27 protein-coding genes and 1 pseudogene are annotated in these 22,795 nt (G+C 73.4%); 12 read left to right on the top strand and 16 right to left on the bottom strand.

The annotated features are described in order from the left end of the window. Positions 1–94: 94 nt before the first annotated feature. Genes ACFYMU_RS04175 through ACFYMU_RS04165 form a run of 3 tightly spaced genes read left to right on the top strand, consistent with a single transcriptional unit; the run spans position 95 to position 2,988 of the window. On the top strand, positions 95–1,252 hold the full coding sequence (locus ACFYMU_RS04175; RefSeq protein ID WP_388367476.1) for a YihY/virulence factor BrkB family protein: 1,158 nt from the start codon (positions 95–97) through the stop codon (positions 1,250–1,252). Positions 1,253–1,307: 55 nt separating this feature from the next. After that, positions 1,308–2,249 carry an AraC family transcriptional regulator gene (locus tag ACFYMU_RS04170; RefSeq protein WP_388367474.1) on the top strand — a complete coding sequence of 314 codons (942 nt, stop codon included), beginning with the start codon at positions 1,308–1,310 and terminating at the stop codon, positions 2,247–2,249. 4 nt (positions 2,250–2,253) lie between these two features. After that, entirely contained in the window at positions 2,254–2,988 is a 735-nt protein-coding gene (locus ACFYMU_RS04165; RefSeq protein ID WP_388367472.1) for a helix-turn-helix domain-containing protein, read from the top strand. Here the strand turns inward: ACFYMU_RS04165 and ACFYMU_RS04160 are convergent. The 3 genes from ACFYMU_RS04160 to ACFYMU_RS04150 form a co-directional block, all read right to left on the bottom strand. Beyond that, positions 2,971–3,372, bottom strand: coding sequence for a VOC family protein (locus ACFYMU_RS04160; protein WP_388367470.1), 402 nt, complete (start codon positions 3,370–3,372; stop codon positions 2,971–2,973). The two genes, ACFYMU_RS04165 and ACFYMU_RS04160, sit on opposite strands and share 18 nt — an antisense overlap. Positions 3,373–3,464: 92 nt before the next feature. Continuing rightward, positions 3,465–4,808, bottom strand: coding sequence for a sensor histidine kinase (locus ACFYMU_RS04155; RefSeq protein WP_388367468.1), 1,344 nt, complete (start codon positions 4,806–4,808; stop codon positions 3,465–3,467). Beyond that, positions 4,805–5,497: a response regulator transcription factor gene (locus ACFYMU_RS04150; RefSeq protein ID WP_388367466.1), complete on the bottom strand. Its 693-nt coding sequence runs from the start codon at positions 5,495–5,497 to the stop codon at positions 4,805–4,807. Before ACFYMU_RS04150 ends, ACFYMU_RS04155 begins: the two co-directional genes overlap by 4 nt. A 98-nt stretch (positions 5,498–5,595) precedes the next feature. Between ACFYMU_RS04150 and ACFYMU_RS04145 the strand changes: the two genes are divergently transcribed. Continuing rightward, on the top strand, positions 5,596–6,177 hold the full coding sequence (locus ACFYMU_RS04145; protein ID WP_388367464.1) for a hypothetical protein: 582 nt from the start codon (positions 5,596–5,598) through the stop codon (positions 6,175–6,177). Between the two features lie 95 nt (positions 6,178–6,272). Here the strand turns inward: ACFYMU_RS04145 and ACFYMU_RS04140 are convergent, their stop codons facing one another. From ACFYMU_RS04140 to ACFYMU_RS04125, 4 genes are read right to left on the bottom strand one after another with little or no spacing between them, the layout of a single operon-like run. After that, positions 6,273–6,494 (bottom strand): ferredoxin, encoded by a 222-nt coding sequence (locus ACFYMU_RS04140; RefSeq protein ID WP_388367462.1) that lies wholly within the window; start codon positions 6,492–6,494, stop codon positions 6,273–6,275. Continuing rightward, a complete protein-coding gene (locus ACFYMU_RS04135) occupies positions 6,491–7,819 on the bottom strand; it encodes an NADH-ubiquinone oxidoreductase-F iron-sulfur binding region domain-containing protein (RefSeq protein ID WP_388367460.1) in 1,329 nt (442 codons plus the stop codon). The genes ACFYMU_RS04140 and ACFYMU_RS04135 overlap by 4 nt, the downstream gene beginning before the upstream one ends. Continuing rightward, on the bottom strand, positions 7,816–8,547 hold the full coding sequence (locus tag ACFYMU_RS04130; protein ID WP_388367458.1) for a ferric reductase-like transmembrane domain-containing protein: 732 nt from the start codon (positions 8,545–8,547) through the stop codon (positions 7,816–7,818). Before ACFYMU_RS04130 ends, ACFYMU_RS04135 begins: the two co-directional genes overlap by 4 nt. Then, positions 8,544–9,560, bottom strand: coding sequence for an FAD:protein FMN transferase (locus ACFYMU_RS04125; RefSeq protein WP_388367456.1), 1,017 nt, complete (start codon positions 9,558–9,560; stop codon positions 8,544–8,546). Before ACFYMU_RS04125 ends, ACFYMU_RS04130 begins: the two co-directional genes overlap by 4 nt. Before the next feature lie 3 nt (positions 9,561–9,563). On the opposite strand from ACFYMU_RS04125, the gene ACFYMU_RS04120 reads away from it, so the two are divergent. Further along, on the top strand, positions 9,564–10,127 hold the full coding sequence (locus ACFYMU_RS04120) for a hypothetical protein (protein WP_388367454.1): 564 nt from the start codon (positions 9,564–9,566) through the stop codon (positions 10,125–10,127). A gap of 175 nt (positions 10,128–10,302) precedes the next feature. Further along, positions 10,303–10,557, top strand: a pseudogene (locus ACFYMU_RS04115) (carboxylesterase family protein); the annotation flags it as partial. A gap of 122 nt (positions 10,558–10,679) precedes the next feature. On the opposite strand, the gene ACFYMU_RS04110 reads toward ACFYMU_RS04115, so the two are convergent. The 3 genes from ACFYMU_RS04110 to ACFYMU_RS04100 form a co-directional block, all read right to left on the bottom strand. Beyond that, positions 10,680–11,465 carry an alpha/beta fold hydrolase gene (locus ACFYMU_RS04110; protein WP_388367452.1) on the bottom strand — a complete coding sequence of 262 codons (786 nt, stop codon included), beginning with the start codon at positions 11,463–11,465 and terminating at the stop codon, positions 10,680–10,682. A 221-nt stretch (positions 11,466–11,686) separates the two neighbouring features. After that, positions 11,687–12,616, bottom strand: coding sequence for a homocysteine S-methyltransferase (gene mmuM, locus ACFYMU_RS04105; RefSeq protein ID WP_388367450.1), 930 nt, complete (start codon positions 12,614–12,616; stop codon positions 11,687–11,689). Beyond that, complete coding sequence (locus ACFYMU_RS04100; protein WP_388367448.1) at positions 12,613–13,005, bottom strand: winged helix-turn-helix transcriptional regulator; 393 nt, start codon at positions 13,003–13,005, stop codon at positions 12,613–12,615. Before ACFYMU_RS04100 ends, mmuM begins: the two co-directional genes overlap by 4 nt. Positions 13,006–13,101: 96 nt before the next feature. Here ACFYMU_RS04100 and ACFYMU_RS04095 point away from each other — a divergent pair, with 96 nt between their 5' ends. From ACFYMU_RS04095 to ACFYMU_RS04080, 4 genes are all read left to right on the top strand, one after another. Next, positions 13,102–13,983 carry an NAD(P)-dependent oxidoreductase gene (locus ACFYMU_RS04095; RefSeq protein ID WP_388367446.1) on the top strand — a complete coding sequence of 294 codons (882 nt, stop codon included), beginning with the start codon at positions 13,102–13,104 and terminating at the stop codon, positions 13,981–13,983. Positions 13,984–14,168: 185 nt separating this feature from the next. Beyond that, positions 14,169–15,284, top strand: a complete 1,116-nt coding sequence (locus tag ACFYMU_RS04090; RefSeq protein WP_388367444.1) for an aminoglycoside phosphotransferase — start codon at positions 14,169–14,171, stop codon at positions 15,282–15,284. A 386-nt stretch (positions 15,285–15,670) separates the two neighbouring features. Further along, positions 15,671–16,174: a hypothetical protein gene (locus tag ACFYMU_RS04085; protein ID WP_388367442.1), complete on the top strand. Its 504-nt coding sequence runs from the start codon at positions 15,671–15,673 to the stop codon at positions 16,172–16,174. Next, positions 16,171–16,968: an isocitrate lyase/phosphoenolpyruvate mutase family protein gene (locus ACFYMU_RS04080; protein ID WP_388367440.1), complete on the top strand. Its 798-nt coding sequence runs from the start codon at positions 16,171–16,173 to the stop codon at positions 16,966–16,968. Before ACFYMU_RS04085 ends, ACFYMU_RS04080 begins: the two co-directional genes overlap by 4 nt. Here the strand turns inward: ACFYMU_RS04080 and ACFYMU_RS04075 are convergent. Beyond that, positions 16,940–17,851 (bottom strand): hypothetical protein, encoded by a 912-nt coding sequence (locus ACFYMU_RS04075; RefSeq protein WP_388367439.1) that lies wholly within the window; start codon positions 17,849–17,851, stop codon positions 16,940–16,942. The genes ACFYMU_RS04080 and ACFYMU_RS04075 overlap by 29 nt on opposite strands. A gap of 4 nt (positions 17,852–17,855) precedes the next feature. Further along, the gene (locus tag ACFYMU_RS04070; protein WP_388367437.1) at positions 17,856–18,233 is read right to left on the bottom strand and encodes a hypothetical protein; all 378 of its coding nucleotides are present in this window, start codon (positions 18,231–18,233) and stop codon (positions 17,856–17,858) included. A gap of 768 nt (positions 18,234–19,001) precedes the next feature. Between ACFYMU_RS04070 and ACFYMU_RS04065 the strand changes: the two genes are divergently transcribed. Continuing rightward, positions 19,002–19,418: a hypothetical protein gene (locus ACFYMU_RS04065; RefSeq protein WP_388367435.1), complete on the top strand. Its 417-nt coding sequence runs from the start codon at positions 19,002–19,004 to the stop codon at positions 19,416–19,418. A gap of 181 nt (positions 19,419–19,599) precedes the next feature. Here the strand turns inward: ACFYMU_RS04065 and ACFYMU_RS04060 are convergent, their stop codons facing one another. Together ACFYMU_RS04060 and ACFYMU_RS04055 are read right to left on the bottom strand one after the other, a co-directional pair. Further along, positions 19,600–20,169: a TetR/AcrR family transcriptional regulator gene (locus ACFYMU_RS04060; protein ID WP_388367433.1), complete on the bottom strand. Its 570-nt coding sequence runs from the start codon at positions 20,167–20,169 to the stop codon at positions 19,600–19,602. 72 nt (positions 20,170–20,241) lie between these two features. After that, positions 20,242–21,057, bottom strand: a complete 816-nt coding sequence (locus ACFYMU_RS04055; RefSeq protein WP_388367996.1) for a class I SAM-dependent methyltransferase — start codon at positions 21,055–21,057, stop codon at positions 20,242–20,244. A gap of 158 nt (positions 21,058–21,215) precedes the next feature. Here ACFYMU_RS04055 and ACFYMU_RS04050 point away from each other — a divergent pair, with 158 nt between their 5' ends. Then, the gene (locus ACFYMU_RS04050) at positions 21,216–21,653 is read left to right on the top strand and encodes a DUF6892 domain-containing protein (protein WP_388367431.1); all 438 of its coding nucleotides are present in this window, start codon (positions 21,216–21,218) and stop codon (positions 21,651–21,653) included. A 56-nt stretch (positions 21,654–21,709) separates the two neighbouring features. On the opposite strand, the gene ACFYMU_RS04045 is transcribed toward ACFYMU_RS04050, so the two are convergent. Both ACFYMU_RS04045 and ACFYMU_RS04040 read right to left on the bottom strand, forming a co-directional pair. Continuing rightward, a complete protein-coding gene (locus ACFYMU_RS04045; protein ID WP_388367429.1) occupies positions 21,710–21,892 on the bottom strand; it encodes a DUF397 domain-containing protein in 183 nt (60 codons plus the stop codon). Beyond that, on the bottom strand, positions 21,889–22,749 hold the full coding sequence (locus tag ACFYMU_RS04040; RefSeq protein ID WP_388367427.1) for a helix-turn-helix domain-containing protein: 861 nt from the start codon (positions 22,747–22,749) through the stop codon (positions 21,889–21,891). The genes ACFYMU_RS04045 and ACFYMU_RS04040 overlap by 4 nt, the downstream gene beginning before the upstream one ends. Positions 22,750–22,795: the final 46 nt, after the last annotated feature.

Raw genomic sequence — 22,795 nt, 5'->3', positions numbered from 1 at the left:
GGTCACCCGTCTTGCGGCGGCGCATGCCCCCTCTCCGTGCGGCCCACCTCACCGGGGGATGAGTGCGGGCCCCGGCGGCGGATACCTTTATGGCGTGCAGCCAGCAGCAAGTGACCTCCCCGAGCGGCCGTCCGGCCGTCTCCACCGTGCGCGTGCCCTCTACCGGAACGTCTCCAAGCGCAGGACCGCCTGGCTGCTGCTGAAGGACACGGTCAACTCGTGCATGGAGTACCGCATCCTCGGTCTCGCGGCCGAGGCGGCGTTCTTCACGCTGCTGTCCGTGCCGCCGCTGCTGCTCAGCCTGATCGGGCTGCTCGGGTACGTCGACGACTGGACCGGCGCCGACACCATCCAGAGCCTGGAGAACAACCTCCTGGAGGCGTCCCGCACGGTCCTGTCCGACAAGGGCGTCACGGAGATCGCCCAGCCGATCCTGCACGACGTGATGAAGGGCGGCCGGCCCGACATCATCTCCATCGGCTTCCTGTTCGCCCTGTGGTCGGGGTCGCGGGCCGTCAACGTCTTCATCGACACCATCACGGTGATGTACGGGCTCGACGGCACCCGGGGGATCGTCAAGACCCGGCTGCTCGCGTTCGTCCTCTTCATCGTGGCGCTGCTGATCGGGTCGATCGCGCTGCCCCTGATGGTGGCGGGGCCGGACGCGGTGGTCGACGTCGTGCCGTGGTCGACGACGGTGGTGCAGATCCTGTACTGGCCGGTGGTCATCACCCTGTCCGTGGTGTTCCTGACGACCCTCTACCACGTGTCGGTGCCGGTGCGCTCGCAGTGGGTGGAGGACGTGCCCGGCGCCCTGGTGGCGCTGGCGATGTGGGTGCTGGGCAGCATCCTGTTGCGCGTCTACCTGACCCACACGGTGGAGGGGCCCACCATCTACGGTTCGCTGGCCGCGCCCGTGGCCGTGCTGCTGTGGATCGGCGTGTCCGCGTTCGCGGTGCTCGTCGGCGCGGCCGTCAACGCGGCGATCGACCGGGTGTGGCCGGCCGCGGCGACGGCGGCGGCCAGGGAGGCGAACGAGCGGCTGCGGCAGGAGCAGGCGGCGGAGTACGTGGCCCGCGCGGCCGCGGCCCGCGCGGCCGACCCCGACGACCCCGACGACCCGGACATGCCGTCGGAGTTCCCGGAACGCTGGTCCCGCTTCCTGCCCCCGGAGGACGTCACGTCACGGCTGCGGACGCATGCCCGCAGCGTGCCTCCTCCGGCACGGAAGGCGGACGGCACGGGGGAGTGAGCCGGTCCGTCGCCGGAGCCGCGCGCTCACCCGGTGCGCGTCTACCCTGACGCGCATGGACGCACTCGCAGGACTCCTGGAGGGCCCCCGCGCGCGGGGCGCGTTCATGATCCGGGCGTGCTTCGACCCGCCGTGGGCCGTGCGCGTCGAGGACCGTGCTCCGCTGACGGTCATGCTCATGGTCCGCGGGGACGCCTGGGTCCTGCCGGAGCGGGCGGGGCGGACCCGGCTGCGGGCGGGCGACCTGGCCATCGTGCGCGGGCCGGACCCGTACACCTGTGCCGACGACCCGGCGACCGAACCGCAGGCGCTGATCCTGCCGGGCGCCGAGTGCCGCCACCCCGACGGACGGCCCCTGAACGGGGCCATGGACCTGGGCGTCCGCACCTGGGGCGACCGGCTTGACGGTGCCACGGTCCTGCTGATCGGCACGTATCCGGCGCCGGGTGAGATCGGCGGCCGGCTGCTCGACGCCCTGCCACCGCTGCTGACGCTCACCCCCGAGGTGTGGGACTGCCCGCTCACCCCGGTCCTCATGGACGAGGTCGTCCGCGACGGACCGGGGCAGGAGGTGGTGCTCGACCGGCTTCTGGACCTGCTGGTCATCGCCGCGCTGCGGGCCTGGTTCGCGCGGCCCGAGGCGGAGGCGCCCGCCTGGTACCGGGCGCTCGCGGACCCGGTCGTCGGCCGGGTGCTGCGCCTCCTGCAGGACGATCCGGCCCACCCCTGGACCGTGGCGTCGCTCGCGTCCGCCGCCGGGGTGTCCCGGGCCGCGCTCGCCCGCCGGTTCAGCGATCTCGTGGGTGAGCCCCCGATGACCTATCTGACCGGCTGGCGGCTGGCCCTGGCCGCGGACCGGCTGCGGGACACCGAGGACACCCTGGAGGCGATCGCCCGCCAGGTCGGCTACGGCAGCGCGTTCGCGCTGTCCAGCGCCTTCAAACGGGTGTACGGCATCAGCCCCAGGGAACACCGGGCCGGCGCGGGCGTAGCGTGAGCGCATGGCTGCCGACGAAGACCCCGCGGCCCCCGGCCGGGGCGTCGAGGGCCCTGGATACGCGGAACGGGCGTCCCGGCTCGACGGCGCGGTCGTGTGGACGAACACACCGACCGCCGCCGGGCCGCCGGTCCTGCCCGACGGCTGCGTGGACCTGCTGTGGAACGAGGGCAGGCTCCTGGTAGCGGGCCCGGACACGCACGCCCACCACCCCGGGAGCCCGCCCACGCGCTGGGCCGGCGTCCGCTTCCGCCCCGGCACCGGACCCGCCCTCCTGGGCGTACCGGCGTACGAACTGCGCGACCGTCGCGTCGACTTGGCCGACCTCTGGCCCGCTGCCGAGGTGCGCCGGCTGGCCGGGCGGGTGAGCGCCGCCGCCGATCCGGCGACCGCGCTCGAGGAGATCGCGCTGGCGAGGGCCGGACGGGCGCCGGTCCCCGACCCGCTGCTCGGTGCGCTGGTCGCGGCCCTCGAGGCGGGCCGCCCGGTCGCCGCCACCGCGGACGCCCTGGGCCTGGGCGCACGCCAGGTGCACCGCCGCTCGCTCGCCGCGTTCGGCTACGGCCCGAAGACGCTGGCCCGGGTGCTGCGGCTGCAGCGGGCGCTCGCGCTGGCGCGGTCAGGGGTGCCCTACGCGCAGACCGCGGCCCGTGCCGGATTCGCCGACCAGGCGCATCTGGCGCGGGACGTGCGGAGTCTGGCGGGGATGCCGCTGGGTGACCTACTGGCCCGCGGGTAGGGGCGCGAACAGGTCGACGCCGTTGCCGTCCGGGTCGTGCACGACCGCGTACCGCATCCCCCACACGGCGTCCCACGGCTTGAGCTCGCCGTGGTACCCGGCGCCCACCAGGTCCTCGTACACGCTGTCCACCTCGGCGGGGGAGTCGCAGCGGAAGGCCGTCGCGACCCGGCCGCCGCCGGCCGGGGGCCGCCGGCCCGGGTGGAAGGAGCGGACGGTCTCCTCGGTGTCCAGGGCGAGCCGCAGCCCACCCGGCAGTTCGGCCTCGACGTGCGGCTGCCGCTCGGCGCCCTCGGGGAAGACGAGGCCGAGACGGCGGTAGAAGGCGAGGGACGCGGCCAGGTCGGAGACGACGACGCCGATCACATCGAATCGTGGAGTCATGCGGCCACCGTAGGAGGGCGACCGGGGCCGGGTCTTGAACGAATCGGACGTGGGCGGTCCCGGGCGGACGACCGTGGGCGGCTCGGGCGGGATCACCGCGAGCCGGTGCCGGCGTGGGGCGGACGCACAGGGCGCCGGTGGCGGCGTGGCGGGGATCCGGGCGGGGCGCCCAGCTCCAGCACGATCGACGCGCCACCGTCCGGCCCGTTGTCCAGCTCCAGCGTTCCGGCGGCCGCCCTCGCCGTACGCCGCGCTATGTCGAGGCCGAGCCCTGTGGAGCCCGCCTGGCTGGCGCCGCGCTCGGTGGGGAAGCCTCCGGTGAATCCCGGCCCGGCGTCCCGCACCGTCAGCCGTGCGCCGCCGCCCGGCCGAGGCGAGAGGCCGATGCCGAAGGCGACTCCGTCCGGCGTGTGCGCGAAGACGTTGTCCAGGAGCACGTCCACGCAGGCCGCCAGGTCCTCGGCGGAGGCGAGCACGGGAATCGGGCCCACCGGTATCCGGACCGACATCGGCCGCTGCTGCTCGTCCGCGAGCACCGACCAGAAGTCGGCGCGCTCCCGTACGACCGCGGCGGCGTCGCAGACCGCCCACAGGCCGCCGTGGGACGGGCGGCGCGCCTCCCGGATGATGTCGCTCACGGTGCGTTCCAGCGTGTCGAGTCCCTCGCTGATGGTCCGGCTCTCCTCGGGGTCGGCCAGCGACTCCGCCTCGATGCGGAGCGCGGTCAGCGGGGTCCGCAGGCGGTGCGAGAGGTCCGCGACGGACTCGCGTTCCCTCGTCAGCAGTTCCCCGATGCGCTTGGCCAGGGTGTTGAGCGCGGTTCCCACCTTGCGCACCTCCGGCGGACCGGCGGGTGACGCCCTGGCCGACAGATCGCCCGCCCCGAGGCGATCGGAGGCGTGCGCCAGATCGCTGAGGGGCCGGACGAGCGAACGGGCGAGCCGGTCGGCCACCAGGACGCTCAGCACCAGCAGCCCGGCCCCCACCGCGCCCAGCAGCAGCCAGGCCGTGCCGAGCCCGTGGCGCAGTTCGGACTCCGGGGCGAAGACACGGATGACCGCCGTGCCCTCCGGCAGTCCCTGGACCGCGACCAGGACCTCGACTCCCCCCGGGGCCCGGGCGACGATGCTGCGTCCGCTCGCGGCCAGGCGCATGGCCTGCGAGCGCGGCGCCGACGCCCCCACGGTGCCGCCGTCGGCGAGGAACACGGTCAGGGGACTGGCGGGGGTCGCGGCGTCCAGTTCCCTGACGACCTGGGCCAGTCGGGGCCGGTCCAGGGTGGCGACCAGGGGCGTGACCGACTGGGCCCGGGTCACGGCCCCGTCGATCGCACGGTCCTCGGCGACGGTGCGCACGAGCAGTCCCAGGGGCAGCAGGAAGGCGACCAGGACGAGAGAACTGGTCGCCACCACCAGAAGCACCAGACGCCGCCTCATGGCGCCGTCGGATCCATGAGTTTGATACCGACGCCGCGCACCGTGTGCAGGTAGCGGGGTTCCTGTGCGGTCTCACCGAGCTTGCGCCGAAGCCAGGCGAGGTGCACGTCCACCGTCTTGTCCGCGCCCCCGTAGGGCTGCCGCCAGATGTGGGTGAGCAGATCGCGTTTCGGCACCACCTGCCCGGCGCGCACGGCGAGGTAATGGAGCAGTGCGAACTCCTTGGGGCTCAGCTCCAGCAGTCGGCCCTCCAGCCGCACCTCGTGCGCGTCCGGCCGGAAGGCGAGGCCGCCGACCACGGTCGGTTCCACGCCACCGGCCCGGTCGGTCGTGGTGCGGCGCAGCACGGCCCGTATCCGGGCGTCGATCTGGCCCGGTCCGAACGGTTTGACGAGGTAGTCGTCGGCTCCGGCGTCGAGCGCCCGGATCATCTCCGCCTCCTCGTCCCGGGCCGTGGCGACGATCACCGGCACGTCACTGACCGCGCGGATCATGCGAAGGGCCTCATAGCCATCGAGATCGGGCAGCCCCAGATCCAGCAGCAGCAGATCCGGCCGACGCTCCACCAGCAGGCGCAGCGCTTCCAGGCCGGTGCCCGCGCTGGCGACCGCATGCCCCCGCTCCGTCAGGGAACGGGTCAGCGCAGTGCGTATCGCCGCATCGTCCTCCACGAGCAGCAGCTGTGCCATGGCGCCATACGATAATGCAGCCGGTGCCGTGTGCCCCACGCCTGGCCTTGTCGAAGCCTTTACCCGGCTTTAGGACGCGAGCGGCCATGATGACGCCCATGAACGCGCGCGTATTCGGAGGTGTGGCCGCCTGGACCATCGGCGCCGCGATGGCGACCGCCCTGAGTCTCCTCGCGATCTCGGCGCTCGGTGACGGCATCTACGCCGGCCGGTCGCGCACCTGGAGCGGCGACGACGTCGCCCGCGCGCTGGCGGCCGCCTCCTCGGACCCGGACGCCACTGCCTCGGACCCGGCCGCCGCCCCCACGGATCCGACTGCGGCACCCTCGGGCAGCCCGCACGTCGGATCGCCGGCCGACGCCGAAACCGGCTCTTCGCGTCCGGCCCCGGCCGTGTCGCCCTCGCAGACCACCGGCCACACCGACGCCGTGGCGTCCTCCGGAGGCACCGCGCTCGCCGCGTGCGGCACGGCAGGGGCGTATCTCGTGTCGTGGAGCCCGGCGGAGGGGTACCGGGTGGAGTCGGTGTCCCGGGGGCCCTCGCGTGTCGCCTCCGTGACGTTCGCGTCCTCCCACTCGCTGGTCGTCCTGCGGGTCGGCTGCTCCTCGGGCGTCCCCACGGCGCAGGTCGACACCGCCTCCGAGGACGACGCCGAGCACGAGGGCGACGATCACCACTGAACCCGGTCGGCCGGACACGGCGAGACCCCCGCCGGACACCGTGCAGCCCCGGCGGACACCGTCCGCCCGACCGGACACCGTGCCGCGGACTCGGCTCAGGACCGCGCCCGGGCGCGGGAGGAGCGGTCCAGGATCAGCGCCAGTGTCGGGCAGCTCACCACCGCGCGCTCGGCGTGCCCGACGAGTTCGGGGGGCACCGCGCCGGGGGCGAGGATCGGGTATCCCCACGGGTCCAGGCTGATGATCTCGCCCAGGAGTTCGGCGCACATGCCGTGCGCCTCGCAGGTGATGGGGTTGACACGCAGCCTGTATCTCACCGGAACTCCCAGTCTCGTGCGTGATCGTCCGGCAGGGGCAGCAGCGGCGGGCGTTCCAGGCCCGTGCAGGGACGGTCCTCGTCGTGCCAGTACGCGTCCTCCGCGAACGCCGTCAGCGCACTGCGCACCAGGTGGGTCGCCCCGTCGGGGTGCTTGCACGCTCCGCGGCCCTCGACGAGTTCGACGAGCTGCCGGACGCGGGCGAGCGTGCGGCCCCGGCCGCCGCTGTAGGCGAGGGTGACGAGTTCGTTCGACAGCTCCGGAAGCCCCCTGACGCACGGCCCGCACTGCCCGGCGGTCTCCTCGGCCAGGTAGCGGACCACCCGTGCCGTCTCGGCCAGCCCGCAGGACGACTCCGGCAGCGCGATGACGATCCCCGCGCCCATGGCGCCGCCGACCGCCCGCAGGTCGGCGTGGGTCAGCGGGGTGAACCAGGCGGTGTCGGCCGGAATCCACGTCCCGAAATAGCCGCCGACCAGGATCGCGCCGGCACGTTCCACCAGCCCTCCGGCAAGGGTGACGGCGTGTCCGACGGGAGTGCCCATCTCGACCTCGTGGACGCCCGGCCGGCCCACGGCGCCGCTGACCGTGACCAGGGTCGTCCCCGGTGCGCCCGGCGTGCCCGCCGACCTGAACCACACATCGCCGTGGCGGGCGATCAGCGCGAGGTGGCCCAGCGTCTCGACGTTGTTGACCACGGTCGGACGGCCGTGCACACCGCGCTCGTGCGGTCGCGGCGGCGCGAACGTCGGCTTGGCGGGCCCCTTGTTGAGGTACCGGACGATGGCCGACTGCTCGCTCGACACATAGCGCCCGGGTATCCCGACCAGCCGGATCGGTACCGGGTCGAGACCGGCCTGCCGGCGCTCGGCCAGCGCGTGGTCGAGCACGGTGAGCACCGCGGTGTCGGTGCGGTGCACGGCGAGGTACGCCTCGTTCGCGCCCACCGCGTACGCCGCCAGGGAGATCCCGTCCAGCACGAGGTGCGGTACCCGGGTCAGCAGCAGGTGGTCCTTGGCGCTGCCGGGCTCCCCCTCCGAGCCGTTGGCCACGACGACCGGCGTGCCCCGGCGGTCCAGCACCGAGCGCAGCTTGCGCCCCGTCGGGAACCCCGCGCCGCCCCGGCCGGTCAGCCCGGACCGCTCGACGCGGTCGATCAGTCGGTCCGGGCGGTCGCGGTCACCCGGCCCGCCCAAGGGCGGACGGCCGTGCAGGGCCAGGTGCTCGGTGAGGCCGGCCGGCCCGTTCCGCGGGGCACCGGCGAGCAGTCGGGGCAGTCGCGGTGCGGCGGGAAGACGGTTGCCCGCCGTGGTGGTCAGCGTCATGAGGCCCCCATCGCGGAGGCGGGCGGCACGGGCGCGAGAGCCCGCTGGGACCAGCCCGGGGCCAGCGGTCCGCTGCTCGCCCACCCCCAGCCGGCCAGCACCACGGCGACCACCGCCGTCGCCACCGCCAGCCGCAGGCCCCTGCGCTCGGGCCAGCCGGCCGCGAGCCGCCACACGGACGCCCCCAGGACCGCGCCGAGACAGACCAGCACCAGAGCCGCCCCCCAGACCGTCGCCGGGTCGGTGCCCGTACCGAGCGCATGCACCACCGCGACCGGCCAACTGACGTACGCGAGCCAGTGGATCGCCCGCCAGCCGCGGTGTCCCATGCGTACGCGGACCAGGCTGGTGACGATCAGGGCGATCAGCAGGTCGGAGGCCACCGTGCCCAGACCCAGCCACAGGGGACGGTAGTTCGCGGCGAAGGGAAGGAAGGCGTCGGTCGGACGGATGTCGGTGTACGAGTCCACGACCGTGGTCAGGACGTGCAGAGCGAGGAAGACCGCCGTGAGCAGGGACGTGTTGTTGTGCAGTCCGACGGTGACGAAGCGCGGCCACTTCGGGCTCGCGAAACGGACCGTGGTCAGCACACCCAGCGTGACGCAGAGGGTGAGCAGGAGCAGCGCGACGAGCCCGGTGGCACGCGTCGCGTACCACAGGCCCGGTCCGTCGAAGGACACCTCGTAGGGCAGCGCGAGGGAGGGGGTCGTCAGGGTCATCGTGGTCATCCGGTTGTTCCGTGGGAGTGTGGCCAGGCGCCGGTGACGGTGGCGCGGCCGTCGGGGCGGACCAGGAGCGCCGGCACGGCGAGCCCTTCGAGCCACTCGACCGCCGCCTCCCCCCGCACGACGGCGGCCGTCGAGGCGGTGTTCGCCCCCACGCACGTCGACGCGGCGACCGTCACGGTCTGCCATGAGGAGGGGGCGCACTCCCCGGTGTGCGGGGAGACGATGTGGTGGACCGTCTCCCGGCCGCGGCGCCAACGGCGCACCCCCGTCCCGGAGGTGGCGAGGCCGCCCTCGGTGATGGCGACGGCCCGGTGAGGTGCGCCGGAGCGCGCGGGGTCCGGGTCCTCGCCGGCCGGGGAGGTGCCCCCGCCGGCGGGGGACGTGCCGTCGGTGACCAGGATGCGCCAGCCGTCGTCCGGCGCCGGTCCCGCGACGGAGATGTCACCACCCAGGTTGACCAGCACGCCGCAGCCGACGGCGGCATGGATCCGGGCCGCGGCCCGGTCCGCCGCCAGCGCCTTGGCCGTCGCCCCGAGATCGAGCACCAGCCCCGCCGGGACCCGTACCACGCCCGCCTCCGCGTCGAGTTCGACCACGCGCCAGCCGGGCACCGGCCGCGCGGTCACGACGGCCCTGGAGCCGTCGCGGGCGACCTCGGTGAAGTCCCGGTCGTAGCCGAGGTCGACCAGCACGCCGCCGCACGTCGGGTCGACGTCGCCGTCGGTGGCCGCCGCCGCGTCCAGGGCGACGGCGAGCGCGTCGACGAACGTGCCGCTGACGCGCAGCGGACGGCCGTCGGCCCGGTTGAGCGCGCTCAGTTCGGAGTCCTCGCGGAATCTGGAGCAGGCGAGGTCGATCGCCGCGAGTTCCGCGTCCAGCAGCCCGCGGGCCTCCTCCAGCGCCGCGGGGTCCGCGACCAGCAGGGTGACGACGGTACCCAGGGCGCGGAATTCCGCGCGGGCGACGCCGGGAAGCGGCGCGACGCCGCCGGCCGGCCGGGCGGAGCCGCTCATCCCTTGGGACTCGGCGACGACGTCGTCTGCGTGGGCTTCGGCGTGGGCTTCGGCGCCGTGCTCGTCGGCGTGATCACCGGGGCGGTGGTCTTGCGGGTGGCCGTCGGGGCGGGCGCTGCCGAGCGCGTGGTCGTCGCGGCGGTCGGCGTGCGGGACTTGCTCGGGGCGGCCGAGGCGGTCGGGGACGCGCTCGCAGAGGCCGAGGCGGACGGCGAGGCCGAGGGCGACTCCGACGCGGAGGCCGTGGGAGAAGCGGAGGCGTTCGCACCGACCCCGCCCGGGGCCGACTCGGTGCCGGGCGACTGGGTGTCGGCGACGACCGGCGCGGACCGCGTGAAGAGCGTCGCGAAGGCCACCGTGGCCAGCGCGCTGAGCTGGGTGACACGCCAGGTCAACCTGGACAGCCGTCGGAGGCCGTCGTGGCGCTCCGCGTCGGCGGTGTCCCTGTGTTTCATGGTTCGCTCCTGCCTGGGGGTCAGGGCCCTCGTGGGCCCCTGCGGGGCCGGTCGCTGCTGTGCGGTGGAGATCCCCGCGCGTGCTGTCTCACCCCAGCGGAGAGCGGGTTAAGGCCCCCCTAAGACGACGCTAATCTCGGACGAGCGGGGCGCCACCGCGACGGAACGTCACGGGACGACGACTGCGGGACACGCCTCGGGCCGGAACCCGGTGGGACACCACCGCGGGCGGGGAAGTGATGTGATGCCGTGATGTGCGCTGTCCCCAGTGGTGAGGAGTGGGCCGGATGGACCGTGCGGACGAGGCGACCGAGACCCCGGCGGGGCTGTCGGACCCCGTGGTCCGCACTCCCCACGGGGCCGTGCGCGGCCGGTACGAGAACGGGGTCGCCGTCTTCCGCGGCATCCCCTACGCCGCCCCGCCCTTCGGCCCGCACCGCTTCCGCCCGCCCGTTCCGCCCGAGCCCTGGGACGGGGTGCGCGACGCGGGCACGTTCGGGCCGACGCCGCCGAAGCCGCCGTACTCGGAGGCGTTCGCCCGCTGCTGCGTGGCACGGCACGGCTGACGGCGAGGACGGCGGCCGGCGTCGGCGACGGGCGTCGCGGCGATGAACGAGGCGGTGACCAGGCCGTCGTCAATGGTGACGAAGCGCCCTGCCGCCGGTCAGCCCCACAGTTCCCGCAGAGCGGCGTTGACGGTGGCGGGCTGCTGGGTGTGCGGGTAGTAGCCGGGCACGCGGAGCAGCCGGCCGCCGACGGCGTCGGCCACGGCCTCGGCGCAGGCGATCAGCGGTTCGCCCACGTACGCGCGGTACAACTCCGGTGCGTTCCGCCAGCTTCCGCAGATCACCAGCGTCGGCCACGGAGCGGCCCGCAACGGTTGCAGCGGCACCGTCGCCTCCCACACCGGGCGTTCGCGCAGTGAGGTGGCCACCGCGCGGAGGCGCTGCGGCGTGGGATCCGGCATGGCCATTCCGAGGCCCTCCGTGGACGCGCGCAGATACTCCTCCGGCGTGACCGAATCCGGCACACCGGTGCCGCCGCGCAGCCGGTGCAGCATGTCGTCGACCACCGGGTGGCCGGCGGCCGCGGAGAACGCGGAGGGCTGGATCAGCGTGAGGGAGCGTACGAGATCCGGGCGGCGCCCGGCCGCGAGCATGGCCGCCACGCCGCCGTTGCCATGGCCCACCAGGTGCGCGCCGCCGTCCTGTTGCGCCAGCAGGTCCACCAGGTCGTCGGCGTCGGTGTCGACGTCGCTGCGGTCGGTGTCCGGGCTGGCGCCGTAACCGCGGCGGTCCACCAGCAGCAGACGGTGGCGGTCGGCCAGCGGTCGCTGCGCGGCGAACCCGTACATCTCGTCGCTGCCCCAGGTGAAGATGTTGTGTGCGAAGACCGCGGGGGCTCCCTCGCCCCCGGTCTCGTCCCACACCGTCACATGAAGGGCGGTCACCAGCGAACTCCTTCCATCCGGCATCCTGCGTCCGTCCACCTGCCCGTCGTGGCGGCCGCCGGGCGCCGGCGCCGTGTCCGGTCCGCAGGCCGTGGGGGCGGGGCGGTGGTGGCCATGCGATCACACCAGGCGTGCGGTGGCAGGACAAGACGCTCCCTCGCCTGACGTCGGGTCGGCCACCACCGCGGCCACCACGCGGCGCCCGCCGCACGGCCGCCCCGTCACCGGGTGCCCCGCAGGCTCGCCGCGACCGACGCGATCGCCTCCGGTCCCACCCGGCAGCAGCCCCCGATCAGCCGCGCCCCGGCGTCACGCCAGCGCGCGACCCGGGCGGCCGTGAACGTGGAGCGGCCGTCCCAGGCACGGGACCGGGCGTCCCAGCTCTCGCCGCTGTTGGGGTAGACGACGACCGGCTTGCCCGTGACGCGTGCGGCGGTCCGGATCGCGTCGTCCACGGCCTCGGGGGCGCAGCAGTTGACCCCCACCGCGATCACCTCGTCCGCGTCGGCGGTCAGGGCGAACGCCTCCTCCAGCGGCTGTCCGGCACGGGTACGCCCACCGGAGACCGTGTACGACAGCCAGGCGGGCACGCCGAGCCCGCGCACCGCCCGCAGCAGTGCCACGGCCTCGTCCGTGTCGGGGACCGTCTCCAGGGCGAGCACGTCGGGCCCGGCCGCGGCCAGCACCTCCAGGCGCGGGCGGTGGAACCTCTCCAGTTCGGCGACGGTGAGGCCGTAGCGGCCCCGGTACTCGGAGCCGTCCGCCCGCATCGCCCCGTACGGCCCGACGGATGCCGCCACCCACAGGGGTCGCGCGACGCCCTCGGCGTGCGCGCGTGCCGCCGCCTCGCGGGCCAGGTCCACGCTGAGCGTCAGGAGCGCGGCCGTCCGCTCACGACCGATGCCGCGCCGCGCGAAGCCCTCGAAGGTGGCCTGGTAGCCGGCCGTGATCGCCACGTCCGCGCCCGCCCCGAAGTACGCCAGATGCGCCTCGGTGATCGCCTCCGGCCGCTCCGCCAGCAGCCGCGCCGACCACAGGTCGTCGCTCAGGTCGTGCCCCGCCGACTCGAGCTGGTTCGACATGCCGCCGTCCAGGACGAGCGTCCCGGCGGCGAGGGCGTCGGCGAAGGGGGGAGCGGTGCTGCCGGTCATGCCACGACGCTGGCTTGACTCTGTCGGGGATCGGCCTTTTCCTCCAGCCCTCGGCTGGCCGACCGCTCGCGGCCCCAGGCGGCCAGCGGCTGGAGTGCGTCGTTGAGGCGCATGCCGTCCTCGGTCAGTGAGTACTCGACGCGGGGTGGCACCTCGTCGTATGAGACGCGGCGCACGACGCCGTCCGCTTCCATCTCACGCAGGTGAGAGGCCAGCACCTTCTCGGTGATGCCGGGAAGCAGTCGTCGCAGCTCGCCGAAGCGACGGCAGGGGCGCTCGTGGAGCGCCCAGAGGATCAGTACCTTCCACTTGCCACCGATCACCTCCATCGCGGTGTCGATCCCGCAGACGTGTCCGTCCGGTGCGCCTGGCCGGTTCAGCGTCGTCATGCCCCACCCTTCTGACGTGCTCGCTCACCCCGGGGTAACCACCCACGACCAAGTGCGTACTTGATCACCTCCGGACCTGTGGCCAGCCTAATCGGCATGGCACAGAACTCCGTTGAGAAGGCTTCCGTCACACTGCTGGGCCTCGGCGCGATGGGCACCGCGCTGGCCCGTACCTGGCTTGCCGCCGGCCACCCGCTCACCGTCTGGAACCGTACCCCGGCCCGCTCCGCGGCACTCGCCGCCGAGGGTGCACGGGTCGCGGACAGCGCCGCTGAGGCGGTCGCGGCGAACACCCTGATCGTTGTTTGCCTGTTGGACGACGCCTCGGTCGAGGAGGTGCTGGCCGGCACCGACCTGGCCGACAGGGACCTGGTCAACCTGACCACCGGCACCCCTGCCCACGCCCGCGCCCGCGCCGAGTGGGCCCGCGAGCGCGGCGCCCGCTACCTGGACGGCGGGATCATGGCCGTCCCTCCGATGATCGGCGTCCCGGAAGCCGGCGGCTACGTCTTCTACAGCGGCTCGCCAGAGCTGTTCGAGCGGCACCAGTCGACCCTGGGCGTCCCGGCCGGCACCACCTACGTCGGCGACGACGCGGGCTTCGCGGCCCTGCACGACGTGGCCCTGCTCAGCGCCATGTACGGGATGTTCGCCGGGGCCGCGCACGCCTTCGCCCTGATCCGCAAGGAGGACATCGACCCCGCGGCGCTCGCCCCGCTGCTCGCCGACTGGCTCGTCGCGATGGCCCCGGCAGTTCACCAGACCGCCGACCAGCTGCGCAGCGGCGACTACACCAAGGGTGTCGTCTCCAACCTCGCCATGCAGGTGGCCGGCACGCCGACCTTCCTGAGCACCGCCGAGCAGCAGGGGGTCAGCCCGGAACTGCTCAGCCCCTACCTCGAGCTGATGCGCCGCCGCCTGGCCGAGGGCAGCGGCGAGGAGGACCTGACGGGTGTGATCGACCTGCTGGTGCACTGACCGGCCACCTGCCGCCCCAGAGGCGACCGTGCTGGTCACAGTCCTCAACGAGCAGCTGCGACCAGCACTTTCACAACACGCCCTGGCTTGGCTGGTGCCCCGGCAGGCAACGTCTGCCCGTCGAGAGTGCGTGCCGGGTGTCGCGACGGGGCAGACGTTGCCTGTTGGGGCACTAGCCTTGCGGGATGACCGACCCCGCGCTCCTCGACGCCGCCGTGCGCGAGATCTTCGGTACCTCGGCGGGCAAGGCCGTCCTGACCCCTCTCGCGCACAACCCGGGGAACGGGGTCACCGCGGGCGTGTGGCGCGTCACCGCCGAGGACCGCTCGGCTGTCCTGAAGCTGCTGACCCGTACCAAGGAGGCCACCGCGCAGTGGACGGCCTCGGACGATCCCCGGCACTGGAACTTCTGGCGCCGAGAGGCGTACGTGTACGAGTCCGGGCTCGCCCAGGTGTGGCAGCGGTGGGGCGTTCGCGCGCCGCGGCTGCTGGCCCGGGTCGAGCACTCCGACGGCGACGTGGCACTGTGGCTGGAGGACGTGCCGGGCGAGCCGGGCACGTCGTGGTCGATCGCGCGGCACGCCGAGCACGCCCACCGTCTCGGCGCCGCGCAGGGCGCCGTCGGCGAGCGGCGGCACCCCTGGCTCTCGCGTCGTTTCCTGCGCGAGTACACCGGTGGCAACGTGCTCGGCCGGGATCTGCTCGACGACGACGACGCCTGGCGGCAGCCGCTGGTCCGCGACCACTTCCCGGCGGGGCTGCGCGAGAGCATGGTCCGGCTGCACCACGACCGGGAGTGGTTTCTGCAGATCATGGAGTCGCTGCCGCGGGTCTTCAGCCACCTCGACCACTGGCCCGCCAACCTCCGGGCCCATGGCGCGGACAGTGTGCTGTTCGACTGGGCGTTCGCCGGGGACGGCGCGCTCGGCGAGGACATCGGCAACCACGTCCCCGACTCGGTCCTCGACCTCTTCGTCCCCGCCGCCCGGCTGCCGGAACTGGCCGCGGCCGTGTACGACGCCTATCTGCACGGCCTGCGGGCGGGCGGCTGGCGGGGCGACGAACGCCTCCTCCGCCTCGGGGTGTGCGCGTCGGCCGTGAAGTACGACTGGCTCACGGGCCTGATGCTCGCCCGCGCGAGTGAGGAGCAGCAGCTCGACTACGGCGGCGCGCGGACCGTGCCCGCCGAACTGCGCTACCGGGAACGCGGTCTGACGCTGGCGTTCCTGGCGGACCGGGCGGCCGAGGCCCGGGCCCTGGCGCCGTCCCTGGGCTTTCCGCCGCCGCCGACGGGCCGCTGACCCGCCACCGCAAGGACCTCGCCGGAGGACGGCCGCTGCCCGTGACACTGATCGTCGGCCGACGGCCCGAGACGGGCGGTACGCTCGACCACGGTGCGACGGTGTCCGTGGGTCTGGTGCGAGACGCGCTCGTGGCGGAAGATCTGATACCGGAGGGTAGTTCGCGTTGACCGCGAGGGCGCGCCACCCCTCCCGCGCGGGGTGAATGCACCGGTTGCCGCCCCGCCCACAAGCGCCTGGGGCGTCCCGACCGGAACCGGGGCGCCCCAGGTCCGTGTCCGGGCGTGCGGGCGTGCGGGCGTGCGGGCGTGCCCCGGGTGCCCGTCGGCCGTCTTGGGTACGACAGTTCGGTCCGGGCCGAAGCGATCCGCCCCTAGCGTCTCCGCATGACCGACACACAGCGGGAGAAGCCGGCGCCGCAGCACACGGCCGGAACCAGGAGCCCGCAGGAAGCCCTCGCCGCGGGCGTCACCGGCATGGTGGACCATGTCCTGGCGCTGGCCGCCACCTGGACCGCCTGGGACGGCAGGCCCTGCGCCGTCGACGACCGGGTGTACACCCCGCACAAGGTGATCCGCCGCGTCGCCGACCATCTCGTCGACCATCTGGCGGAGTTGGAGGCACGGCTCGCCGGACGGCGGCCGCAGCCCGACCACTGGCACGCGTCGGCCGTCACCACCGAGGCGGACCTCGCCCCCTTCACCCGGCAGGACCTCGACGAGGCGCGCAGCCGGCTGACCCGGCTCGCCGGGATCTGGACGGACCGCCTGGGCGCGCTCACGGACGAGCAGCTCGACCGGTCGCCGGGCGAGGGCTGGAGCTTCGCCGAACTCGCCCGGCACCTGGAGGGATCGAGGTACTACGCCGACGCCGTGGGCGACCTCTCGTGACGACGCCCTTCCGCGACCTGCACCACGCCGACGGACCCCTGCTGCTGCCCAACGCCTGGGACCACGCATCGGGGGCCGCCCTGGCCGCCGCGGGGTTCACGGCGATCGGCACGACGAGCCTGGGTGTCGCCGCTGCGGCCGGGCTGCCCGACGGGGCGGCCGCGACCCGTGAGCACACCCTGGGGCTCGCCCTGACCCTCGGCAGCGAACCCTTCCTGCTGTCCGTGGACGCCGAGAGCGGTTTCGCCGAAGACCCGGACGCGGTGGCGGAGTTCGCCCGCGAACTCTGGGCCGTGGGTGCCGTCGGCATCAACCTGGAGGACGGTCTGGGACCCGCCGCGCTGCACGCCGCCAAGATCGCCGCCGTCAAGTCGGCCGTGCCGGGCCTCTTCGTGAACGCCCGCACCGACACGTACTGGCTCGGCGACGGGGACCGGGCGGACACGCTCCGCCGCCTGGACGCGTACCAGGAAGCGGGTGCGGACGGTGTGTTCGTGCCGGGGCTCAGCGATCCGGGGAGCATCGCCGACCTCGTGCGGCACGTCGAGGTCCCCCTCAACATCCTCTACACGCCCACCGGACCGGCCTTCGGTCACCTCGCCGCCCTCGGCGTGCGCCGTGTCAGCCTGGGCTCCCTCCTCTACCGCCACGCGCTGGGCGCGGCGTTGACGGCCGCCGACGCCGTCCGCACCGGCCACCGGCCACCGGGCGCGGCCCCGGCGTACGACGAAGTGGGAGCCCTGAGCGGCGGACGGCGCCGCCCGGTCACCTGCCCTTGCGTACCCGGCGGGTGACCTGTTCGCCTTCGGCGGGGGTGAGGGGGCCGGTGCTGTCGGCGGGTGCGGTGCCGAGCGCGACGGCGAGGGCGCGGCCGTGGAGGTCGACCGCCGATTCGCTCAGGTCGGTGAGTTCGGCGATCGCGGTCCGGGCTCGTGTCCATGCGCTGAGACCCGTGACCAGCGCGGCCGGCAGAGCCGGCCACCACAGCGTGCCGAGTACGAGGTATGGAAGCGCCCACGCCCCGGTGAGCACGGCGGCGGCGAACTGGCCGTTGGCCGTGGTGAGTTCGGTCCGGACGTGTTCCGGCAGCACCAGCCAGAGGCGTGGCCAGCCGAAGGTGAGGTCGAGTCCGTACCTGTCGAGGCTGATCTGCTCGACGGCGGCGACGCGATCACCCATCCACGTGGGCCGTGCCGGCTTCGCCGGGGACAGCCGGTTGATCCGGTGCGCGACGGCGTCGATGTCGTGCTGCTGTTCGGGGGTTCGCTCGGGCAGCGGGTACCGCCGCTGGAGCTCCTGCCGGTGCTCGACCAGCCCGGTCCATCGGCGCGTGCGCGCCCGGGTCCGCCGCCGCGCCGCCCACCGCAGCCCCGTCGGCCACCGGCCGAGCCACCCCGCGCGGAGCGGCCCCGCGAGTGCCTGCACGATCAGCCCGACGCCTGCGGAGGCGAGCAGTGACGCGACGACGACCAGGATCTGAGCGGGACCGGGCGCCCTGCTCAGAGAGGTGCCGAGCATGGATGCCCGCGAGGCGAGCAGGCGCAGGTCGAGGGCGTGGGTCCAGCCGAGTTGCAGGCCCACCCAGACGCAGGAGACGAACAACAGGCCCGGGACGGCGAGCAGGCCGACCCAGCGTTCGGCCAGTTTCTTGGCCAGTTCACCGAAGAAGTTGCCCATGCCGTCAACGGGAGGTCATCGGCAGGCCGGTGACCTCGCATCGCGGTATCGGACCCGCCGGTACGGTGTGGGACACCCGGTCGCAGGCGCCGTCGGGACAGGCGAACGTCTCCTCGTCGGCCCGACCGGAGCCCGCTCCCGGCAGGCTGCTGCTCAATCCCCGCAGCGTGTCGGCTCCGCAGGTGCCGAGCAGTTGGTCCAGCAGGGGCAGGATGGGGCGGCGCTCGCGAGCCGCGGCCTCGATCCGGGACAGGAGGAGCCGCTTCTCCTCAGGCTGGACGGCGCACTCCCGCCGGAGTTCGCGCAACTCGTCGCACAACGCGGCCAGTGCGAGCCGTTCAGCGGTATCGGCCGTGTCACCGGCGTCGGAACCATGCTCCATGATCTGACGAGGGTAGCCGCGAGCCACTGGCTGAGTGCAGGGGTTGAGGTGGCGAATCCTTCTTGTGAGGTGTTGTCTCGACGGCGGCCGGAGCGAGCGTGCCGCGCCGGCGCCGGTGGAAGCCGTGCCTCCGTCGCCGGCAGGACACGATCCGCCAGGACCACCGTGACGCCCGGCGCAACCGCCGTTCCCGCGGCCGACAACACTGTGTCCACCCGTCAACGACCGCGCCTCAGCCGATCGACCCAGCGGCCGGGGCCCCGTCGTGACCGGCGAGAACGCGGCCGAAGCGGTCGGCCGTCCGCTGCTCCTGAAGCCCTGGCTCCGCCGGGGCTTCGCCCCCAGTGATCGTCGGGCGACAGGATCGGCGCCCTGCGCTCCGCTTGAGCTCGGATCTCGACGTGAGATTCGTGAGCCGTGACACGGAACGCCTCCTCGTACGAGGTCAGGGCTGCACTCATGGCTCCGCCCGCGAGGCCCCGGCGACGTATGAGTGATGCCAGCCACGTGAAGAAGCCCAGGACCACTGCGAGGATCGCAACCACGATCAGGAACGGTGAGAAGGCCCCCATGGGCAGGAGCCTACTTCATCGATGCTCGAAACCCTCCGGTGCCGGCCACCACGACCCGTGGCCGGCGACTCCACACCGGGCGGCCGCCGCCCGGCCGAGGCGTCGTGCAGGACGCCGCGGTTCACCCCCGCGGTCCGCCGGCCCCACGCGAGAACGCCGGGGCACGCGTCAGCGAACGGCACTGCCGTTTGGCACGATGGCGATCACGAGTCACACCCTCGCGTACTCCGCCGCGGACAAGGCCCACGTCCTGGCCTATCTGGGCAGCAAGGGCAATCTGAACGCAGACCAGCGGCGCCGCCTCGACGGGATGCGCAAGGCCGCGCAGGCCGCGCAGGACGACCTCGACCGCCAAGGCGTCGACCGGGGCCTGTCCGTCCCCGACGCCCCCGACCACCTCATCGCCGGGCGCACCGACTCGGACGCACTGTGCGCGGGCAACGCCTACAACTGCGCTGTGCAGCACATCGTCCTGGACCGGATGGCTGCCGACTTCCGGTACGACGTCCAGGAACTGATCGACAACCTGGAGACCGAGCACAACGAGTGGGAGTACGCCACGAAGAACATCGGCTGGTACACCCAGGACACCCTCTTCTTCAATCTCACCTGACCGACCGCCCTGCAGGACAGCCCGTACCGCTCTCACGTCACGCCCGGCGAGGGGTGCTGTCCCACCGACGCAACCGCGGCCGTCAGGGCGGCGGCCACCCCGTGGAACGATCGGGGGAAGCGATCAGGAGGCCCGCCGCGGGCCTCGGACCGGGGCCGGACGGCGAGCGGTCACGGCCGTCCTACGAGCGCGGCCAGTGCGACAGGGCCACGTGCAGGGCGTCGACGGCCTTGTCCCACGACGCCTGTACGTCCCGGGGCGCGCCGAAGCCGCCGGCGGCCTCGAGGGCGCAGTAGCCGTGGAAGGTGCTCCGCAGCAGGCGTACGGCATCGGTCAGATCGGGTTCGCCGAGGCCGTAGGCGCGGAGCATGCCGTAGGTGATCTCGGCGGTGCGGCGGAGGGCGGGGGAGTCGGCGACGAGGGTCTGGTCGATACGGATCTGGGTGGCCGCGTACCGGCCCGGATGCCGGAGCGCGTACTCCCGGTAGGCGCCGGCGAAGGCGGCGAGCGCGTCCTTGCCCGCGCGCCCGGCGACCGCCGCGGCGATGTGCTCGATCATCTCACCGCCGGCGAGCAGGGCGACGCGGGTGCGCAGGTCCTGCAGATTCCTGACGTGCGAGTACAGGCTCGCGTCCCGCACGCCGAAGTGCCGCGCCAGGGCGGACAGCGTGACATGGTCGAACCCGGCCTCGTCCGCGAGGTCGGCCGCGGCGGCCACGATCCGCTCGACGGTGAGCCCGGCACGGGCCAAGGGGCAGCTCCTCACCTCGGGGTCCTGGGCGAGACCCTGGACGGCCAGATCAACAGGAGAACGGGCGGCGCTCTACCGGCGGACCGCCGAGATCAGTCCGCCGGGGCTCTCCTCGCGCCGCGGCGGGGTGCCGATCGGGCGGCCGTAGGCGGCGGCGCGCTCGCGCAGGGTGTGGCTGCCGGCCTCCCAGCCGTGCCCGGCCAGCCAGCCCACGGGGTCGTCGGGCATCTCCGACACCCACAGGGACGCCGCCGATCCCGGCACGGCGTCCGCTCCGAAGCGCTCGATCACACCCCGCGAGCCCAACGTCAGCCCCATCCGACTGCCCGCCGCCGACTGCGCGCCGATCCGGGCCAGCAGCAGCTCCACCGCGTCCTCGGGCAGATAGATCAGCAGTCCTTCGGCGATCCACACGGTCGGCACGGTCGGGTCGTGTCCTGCGGCGGCCAGCGCGCCCGGCCAGTCCTCACGCAGATCCACCGCGACGGTGATCCGCTCGCAGCGGGCGACGGCCCGCTCCCGGCGCAGCACCGAAGCCTTGAAGTCCAGTGGCGCGGCGGTGTCGACCTCGAACAGCCGGGTGTCCTCGGGCCAGTCCATCCGGAAGGCCCGGCTGTCCATGCCGGCGCCGAGCAGGACGACCTGCCGGACGCCGGACGCGGAGGCCTGCCGCAACAGGTCGTCGAGGAACTTCGTCCTGATGACGATGGAGAACGCCACGCCCTGCCGGCGGCGTCGCGCGGCCTCGTCACCGTGCAGGGGCGGCGAGGAGAGCCCCAGGCCGCCGGCGGCGGCGAAGGCCTGTGCCAGTGGGTCGCGGAACAGCGCGTCCTCCCGCTCGGTCTCCAGCGCCCGCACCCTGACCACCCCCACCGCCGTGGCCCACACTCCCGACGGCTGTACCCGCTCCGGCTCATCAGTCACCGCGCCAGCCTAGGGGGCGACGGCACGGCCGCGAACCGGCCGCCGTGTACGGCCGACCCGCCTCTGGCCGTTCATGTGCCGGTGCCGGTGCCGCCGGCGGACCCCGCTGATATACGTGGGCCATGGCCGCCTTCCGTGATTTCTCCTTCAAGCTCGTTGTCGTAGAGAAGCTCATGTACGGGGACAAGACGCTGACCCCCGCGTTCAGCCTCGAGCAGCACATGCGGGAGCGCGGTGTCGAGGACCTGCACCGCTACGTGGAGGAGAACGACCTCGCGTTCACGATCCTCGACGAGGCCAGGGCCTACTTCGAGGCGCTGGAGATACCCGAGGAGCTCCTCGCCACCGTGGACGAGTTGACTTTCGACGGCGGGCACCGGGTCTACATGGAGTGCGCTCCGGTCTGGGACGGCGAGGACGACCTGTTCGACGTGCGCTCCCTGGACGATCTGGACCTGCTGCCGAACCTTGAACTCGTCATCGGAGCCCAGGACTTGGAGTACATGTGCCCGGGGGCAACGGACATCCTTGCGGCCCGGGGTATCACGGGACGCCATTAAGGCGTGTCGGCGACGCCTCACACGATCGGGGGCCGGCCCGGCGGGGTGACCCTGCCTTACCGGCCGACGTGCCGGCAGAAGTCGGCCCAGGCGGCGGGGGAGAGGGCCAGCCGGGGGCCGGTGGGGTTCTTGGAGTCGCGGACGTGGACGGTGGAGGGGGAGGGGGCGATCTCGATGCAGTCGCCGGAGTCGTCGCCGCTGTGGCTGCTCTTGTACCAGTGCAGTTCAGGGGTGCTCATAGGGTTCCTCGCATCCGCTTCAGCAGGCTCCGGGAGTCCTCCGGGGTGAGAGCCTGTGAACGCAGTTTCGCATAGCGCATATGAAGCACACTGATCGTTCTCGGGCTGACGATGAACTGGCTGCTTTCCTGGCCTTCCAGATAGGCGAGCCATTCGTTCTCGAGGGTTTCCGCCAGCCGGATGGGGCCGTTCAGCCCGGCGTGGACACCCCGCGACATCGGCATCACTTGAAACTCCACGTTGCGTGGCCCCGTGGCCTCCAGGATCTGATCGATCTGCTTCCGCATGACGTCCGGTCCGCCGGTCTCCCGTCGCAGGACGTGTTCCTCCACGATGAAGCTGAACGCCGTGTTGGGCCGCTCCCTGAGCAGCGACTGTCGCTCCAACCGCGCCGTGATCATCGCCTCGACCTGCGAGTCCGTCAGCAGCGGCAGCCGCTCGCTGAAGAGCGTCCGCGCATACGCCTCCGTCTGCAGCAACCCCGGCACCAGCCGGTTCTCGTACGTGTACAGGCTGATCGCCTGCTCCTCCAGTTCCGCCCACTGCCGGAACCAGGACGCCAGCCCTCTCTCGCGGCCGACGTGCTTGTACACCGCCTTCAGCGCGCCGAACGCGTCCAGGACCTGTTCGGCCCGTTCGACGAAGGCGCGTGGCGGGAAGCGTCGCCCCTGCTCGATCGACGCGACGGTCGACGGCTGGTACCGGACGAGCGGCGCGTACTGCTCCTGCGTGAGACCCGCCCGTTTGCGGAACGCCTTGTGTGCCGCCCCGAACGCCTTCAGGCTGTCGGAGGGTTCGGGCTCGCCCGTGGTCGTGGTCGTGGTCGTGCTCGTGGTGACGATGGTGCCGTCGGTCATGCCGGGAACCCCCGAGTGCAATGGTGCCAACCCCGCCAAGTGCCCC

The organism is Streptomyces sp. NPDC007264 (genome assembly GCF_042869095.1).
In the GTDB taxonomy this organism is placed as follows: Bacteria; Actinomycetota; Actinomycetes; order Streptomycetales; family Streptomycetaceae; genus Streptomyces.
Note: the sequence above shows the minus strand (reverse complement) of the source record. Positions and strands in the feature narration are given on the sequence as shown.